The organism is Accumulibacter sp., assembly GCF_032229525.1.
Taxonomy (GTDB): Bacteria; Pseudomonadota; Gammaproteobacteria; order Burkholderiales; family Rhodocyclaceae; genus Accumulibacter.
The window spans coordinates 1-2,871 of sequence record NZ_JAVTWB010000062.1; the positions used below are offsets into that span (position 1 = coordinate 1).

The 2,871-nt window shown below is 62.0% G+C and carries 5 protein-coding genes and 1 pseudogene; 4 read left to right on the plus strand and 2 right to left on the minus strand.

Features of this window, described 5'->3' with window-relative positions:
• Both RUW20_RS04160 and RUW20_RS04165 read right to left on the minus strand, forming a co-directional pair.
• A partial coding sequence (locus RUW20_RS04160; RefSeq protein ID WP_313950936.1) for a hypothetical protein occupies positions 1–316 on the minus strand: 316 nt, incomplete at its 3' end.
• 251 nt (positions 317–567) lie between these two features.
• Positions 568–804: a helix-turn-helix transcriptional regulator gene (locus RUW20_RS04165; protein WP_313950937.1), complete on the minus strand. Its 237-nt coding sequence runs from the start codon at positions 802–804 to the stop codon at positions 568–570.
• On the opposite strand from RUW20_RS04165, the gene RUW20_RS04170 reads away from it, so the two are divergent.
• The 4 genes and pseudogenes from RUW20_RS04170 to RUW20_RS04185 form a co-directional block, all read left to right on the plus strand.
• Entirely contained in the window at positions 797–1,279 is a 483-nt protein-coding gene (locus RUW20_RS04170; protein ID WP_313950938.1) for a hypothetical protein, read from the plus strand. The two genes, RUW20_RS04165 and RUW20_RS04170, sit on opposite strands and share 8 nt — an antisense overlap.
• A gap of 62 nt (positions 1,280–1,341) precedes the next feature.
• Positions 1,342–1,695 carry a hypothetical protein gene (locus tag RUW20_RS04175; RefSeq protein WP_313950939.1) on the plus strand — a complete coding sequence of 118 codons (354 nt, stop codon included), beginning with the start codon at positions 1,342–1,344 and terminating at the stop codon, positions 1,693–1,695.
• Between the two features lie 132 nt (positions 1,696–1,827).
• On the plus strand, positions 1,828–2,091 hold the full coding sequence (locus RUW20_RS04180) for a hypothetical protein (protein WP_313950940.1): 264 nt from the start codon (positions 1,828–1,830) through the stop codon (positions 2,089–2,091).
• Between the two features lie 367 nt (positions 2,092–2,458).
• Positions 2,459–2,871 (plus strand): annotated as a pseudogene (locus RUW20_RS04185) (hypothetical protein); the annotation flags it as partial.

Consider the following 2,871-nt stretch of genomic DNA (forward strand, 5'->3'; position numbering starts at 1 on the left):
TGAACTGCTGCTGCAGGGCTTGCACCTCGTCGGCTGGCGTTACGGGGTCCGGCTGTGAGTAGCCACAGATCGCCGCGACGTAGTGCATTGCGGCATGGCAGTCGATCTCGCGGCCGATGCGCAGCAGGTGCAGCAGTTCCGTCTCGTTGAAGTGCTGGCGGCGGTCTGGGTTGAGGCAGTCGCTGATCTTGCTCGCGGCCTGATCAACGGGGAGCGATGGCCAGAGCTTGCAGCCGACCACCTTGGAGCCGCCGGCGGCGCGGATGACTTCGCGCAAAGCGTCATGGATTGATTCGTGGAACAAGGCCTGTTGCATGGTCGGTCCTTTCGTGGCTTGTACGTGGCTGTACGAAAAATCCGGACAGCCTTCGTACAGGTGGCGGGCTATCGTTTATCCGTGCCGGACAGATCGGCCAGATCGGTGCCTGGCCTTCTCGAGTCGTTGAGCACGCGACGTGTCCTTGGTGAAAAAAAGCCCTCCCCGCGTCTGTCAGGACGCGGAGAGGGACAGAAGCCGCACAGGCGCGGAGAGTTCGCCTGGCGGTGGGAGGAGATGGGTTGTGGGCGTCATGCGGCGGACTGCTGTTGCTCGATGTGGTCGGCCTGGCTGGCCGGCGCCTGCTTGGCGAAGTAGTCGGCGAGGCGCTGCACGTGGTGCACGCTCGGGTCTTTGATGCTGCCCTGCGCGATCTTTGTCAGGGTCGAGTAGGGGACGCCACTGCCGGCAGCAACCGTGCGCTGGGGTATGGTCTTGGCCCGTAGTTTGGCCATCACGAATTCGTAGATTGGTGGAGAGGTGATCATGGTCGCGCATCCTATACCCATATGTGGGTCAGCGCAATACCCACACATTGATTTGCGCATTTGCGACTATCCGCAAATGGCTATTGCGCAAATCATCAGCGGCAACTTGATCAGGCTGATGGCATCCTATCCAGGCCGCGACACGCTCGGGAAAGTGGCCAAAGCTGCCGGCGTCGGGTTTGGCACCGTTCAGCGCGCGCGCAATGCGGATGGCAATCTGACCGTCCAGAATCTCGATCTGATTGCCAAGGCCTTTCGGCGCTCGGCCAAGGACTTGCTCGTTGATCCGGATGAGGCGTATGGGCCAGCGGCCCCGGTAACGGTCCTGGCGGTGCATGAGCCTCCGCTTGATGAGCGGGAGCTACTGCAAGGCTATCGAGACGCCTCGCAGGAGGTGCGAGAGATACTGCTCGACTTGGCCCGAAAGGAGTCGCGCAAGAAGGATTTCGGGCCGCGCAGCGAGAGAAACGACTAACCCGGACTCGACTGCGCGCGATCAAGGGCTGCAAATGTCACGAAGAGTGATATCGTTCTGCCATGGATAGCCAGACAACCCCCCCAAGGCGCTCCCGGCTTGCTCCTGATCAGGGCTTCCCGGCGGGCAATTTCCCGGCTCAGGAAGAGGCGCCAGCCGTCGACGTCCGGACCGCGGACGGCAGGGCTGCGGAGACGCTCGGGCGAATCGAGGCGGCGCCGGGGTTGCCGGCTTCTGGGCAGCCAGACGACCGCCCGCAGCGCGTCATCGTCACCGACGTTCACATGGCCTTCTGGTCGATGGTCTCGCTGCTTGTCAAGCTGGCGTTCGCCATCATTCCCGCGGCGGTCATCATCACCGTGTTTGTGCTCATCACCATTGCGGTTGCCGAACGGTTGAGCAGCCTTGTCCGGTAGCGATCGCCAGGCCGTTGGAAGGTGCCCGTCTATGAGGCGGCTTTTTTTTCGCTCGGGATAGCCTTTTATGGCTTGACACGATAGCCTTGAATGGCTAAAGTGTCACTCACCAACCAAACACGGAGCCACCACATGCCCCACATCGATCAACCCGGCGGCGTTCTTCTTGCCGAGCGGCTTGCCGCCGAAGCGTTCCCGAGCGGCCGTGAAGCGCGGTCGGATCAGTACAAGGCAGGAGTCAAAGCGTTTTTGCTGTACGTGTTTGCGTCGCACCCGATCCGGCACGAGTACAAGCCCGGCGATCCGCGTCGGGACGCCTTCTATGCCGGGATCGGCGAAGGCAAGCACATTGCGCAACGCGAGCAGCGCGCCAGCCGCGAAAGCGGCTTGTCGTGAAACCTTTCCGGCTGCACCCGGCACGACGCGGGTTTTCGGTCGTCTTTTTAAGGGTTATCGGTCAGCGGGAAAACTGACGCGGCCGGAAAACATGCGCGAGGAAGCCCAAAGCACGGGGCGGATGCCGCAGGAGTGACCAGCGACTTTTGCAGACGGCTGGCGTAACGGGAAAACGAAAGCCCCGCGACAAGCCGGGAGAGTACCGGCAATGACTTTGCGAGACCACCTAGGACGCATCGCCGGTGAGCAGTGGTCGCAAGACGGCGCAAGGCGTGGTGAGAGCAAGGCGAACGGTGGAAGATGGACCACGCGACCGTGACTTCCGGGGAGAGACCGGCAACTTACAAACTGCGAAGGGAAAAAACGAATGGATCATGCTTTTACCCGCGTGCCAACCACGCACCTGCCTGGCGGCTTCGTCGTTCAATCGTTCGAGGTTTCGCGCTTCCTTTGCTGCCAGGATCCGGAGTCGCGCGTTCCTCGCGCTGGCTCGCACGTCGGCGGCGCGCCTTGGGTTCGCGTTTCGTACTTCGGCGCCCTGGCCGCCTGCCGGGCTGCAGGCTGGTCGCTGATCACTGAGCGGCAATGGCTGGCGATCGCTCACGATGCGGCAGGCCAGAATTGCAATTGGACTGGCGGCAAGGTTGGGCTCGGCAAGCTCAAGCAAGGGCTCCGGAAGCGCAGCATTTTGTCTCCGGCATCTGGCATGTACCAGCCTGACGACAAATCGGAAGCGCGCTGGAAAACCTTGTCCAACGGGCAAAAGCTGTGCGACTTCGG